We start from the raw sequence: 2,101 nt of genomic DNA on the forward strand, positions 1-2,101 counted from the left end.
CCCCAGCCCTCCCCTTGTAAAGGGGAGGGCGCAAGATAAGCCCCCCCTGCTTGGTGCGCTAACCCGTCGGGAAACCCGACGAGCGCGCATCCGCTTTATAAGGGGGGGTTGGGGGGTAAATCAACCTCAACCGAAGCCCAGCCGACTGTCGGTGTGCGGTATTGGCGTTTAGGTAAACCATTCCAACTCCCCGCTCCCCAACCTCCAAGGATAACCATTCATGAAATTAAAATTAATCTCTAGCTCCACAGTCGCGCTGCTAGCAACGCTCGGCGCGCTCCACAGCACCCCCGCATCCGCTCAACTCGTCCCCGAACCGTGGGTAACCGTAGGTAGCAAAGATGGTGGCGTCAGTTATGGAGCAGGGGTGAGAATTTTCGATCTCGGTGCCGAAATTGGTAATAATAAGGGCAAAACTGGCGTCGATCTGCTCAAATTTTTTAGCATACCAACTGTGTCTCCCTATGTGGGATTGGGTCTTTATGGTAGCGATGTCGCTTACTCTGGTGGCGTGCAATTTAGCCCGCCTGGGAATACCTTTTTTGGAGTTGGCTATCACTCAATTCGGGGGATCAACGGTCAACTCGGTATCAAATTTTAGTTAATCTCGATCGAGCGGGAATCTCCCCCGCCAGGATTGTTAAAGTAAAGGTAGAGTAACTCAACTACTAGCCCTTTTATTTAACATGTTACTAAACCCAACCCAACGTCAAAAGTTAGATGATGGTAACGATCGAGCGTTTTATGACGTACCTCGATTTGTTACCCATGTCGATGCCGGATTTATCGATCGATTGACGAATCTCTATCGTGAGAAACTTACGCCAAATACGCGTATCTTTGACATGATGAGCAGTTGGGTATCGCATCTACCCGAAGAGATGCAATTTGAATACGTCCAGGGGCATGGTTTGAATGAAGCGGAACTCGCCAAAAATCCACGCTTCGACAGTTACTTCATCCAAAATCTCAATCAAGATCTCAAACTGCCCTTAGAAGATGCGAGTTTTGATGCAGTTTTAAATACTGTCTCCGTCCAATATCTCCAGTATCCCGAAGCAATTTTCGCCGAGATTTATCGCATTCTCAAACCAAATGGAATTGCCATTTTTAGCTTTTCCAATCGCATGTTTTATAATAAAGCGATCGCCGCTTGGCGGGATGGCAGCGAGAGCGATCGAGTCGAATTGGTCGAGGGTTATTTTAAATCTGTACCCGGATTTACCGAGCCAGAAGCGATCGTCCATGTCAGTCAAGTACCCGATATTTTTCGGTTAATCGGTGTTGGTGGGGGCGATCCTTTTTATGCAGTCATCGCTCGGAAACAAGGCTAATATCGATCTTGGTGGTGCTAATTTTTAGAGATCGATCGGCTCGGAATGAAGATAATATTTTAGACTGATTTGTCGATCGATAGTTCGAGATTGCAAAAAGTTGGCGATTGAATTCGTTCGCGAAGCGTCTCTGTAAGAGAATCGCCAACTCTAAATCGATCCGAGCGTATTCCCGATCGACTAAATAAGGCTCTCCCACACTTATTAATTCAAGTGACTGGATCTATTCGATCTATTGGGATCGATCGGGTCGAAGCCGATGAGTAAAATCTGTAATGGTGCTAGATTACCCTCTTGTGGAACGATCGCCATTTGGGAGACAAAAGTAAGCTGATTGACTTCGCGATAAGCCAGAGGAAGCGATCGAATCGTATCGGGATCGATATCCATTAATACTGGCGCATCTTTGATGGGAAGACCGCACAATTCGCCAGCTTGGGTATGAAATAGAATCAGAAATTTGGAAGAATCTTGGAGTGGATCGATCGTGGCAAATTTATGCCGTAAATCGACAATCGTCAAAGTTTCTGCACCCAGATTCATAATGCCAATTCCATCTCTGAGGACTGCTCGCTCTGACGGATAAACGATCGCTTTTTCCACCGCTTCGACAGGCATGGCAAACAGGTAGTTAGCCATTGCTGTCTGTTCGATATCGGCTAGGGCAAACACGATCGCGTGGATCGTGTTGTCATCTTCGTTATTACTAGATAACCGTTGGGATAGGAGAGAGGAAGTCATTCTAGGGGACGGGGAGAGGGGGTGGA

Annotated in this window: 3 protein-coding genes; 2 read left to right on the forward strand and 1 reads right to left on the reverse strand. The window is 47.2% G+C overall.

The genetic code is table 11. The features are described from left to right. Positions 1–220 precede the first annotated feature (220 nt). Both C7B77_RS28850 and C7B77_RS28855 read left to right on the forward strand, forming a co-directional pair. Complete coding sequence (locus C7B77_RS28850; protein ID WP_106313172.1) at positions 221–601, forward strand: hypothetical protein; 381 nt, start codon at positions 221–223, stop codon at positions 599–601. An 85-nt stretch (positions 602–686) separates the two neighbouring features. Beyond that, a complete protein-coding gene (locus tag C7B77_RS28855) occupies positions 687–1,334 on the forward strand; it encodes a class I SAM-dependent methyltransferase (protein WP_106313175.1) in 648 nt (215 codons plus the stop codon). Positions 1,335–1,538: 204 nt separating this feature from the next. Here C7B77_RS28855 and C7B77_RS28865 read toward each other — a convergent pair. Further along, on the reverse strand, positions 1,539–2,101 hold a 563-nt coding region (locus tag C7B77_RS28865), incomplete at its 5' end, for a chemotaxis protein CheW (protein WP_219892318.1).

The organism is Chamaesiphon polymorphus CCALA 037, assembly GCF_003003845.1.
Taxonomy (GTDB): Bacteria; Cyanobacteriota; Cyanobacteriia; order Cyanobacteriales; family Chamaesiphonaceae; genus Chamaesiphon; species Chamaesiphon polymorphus.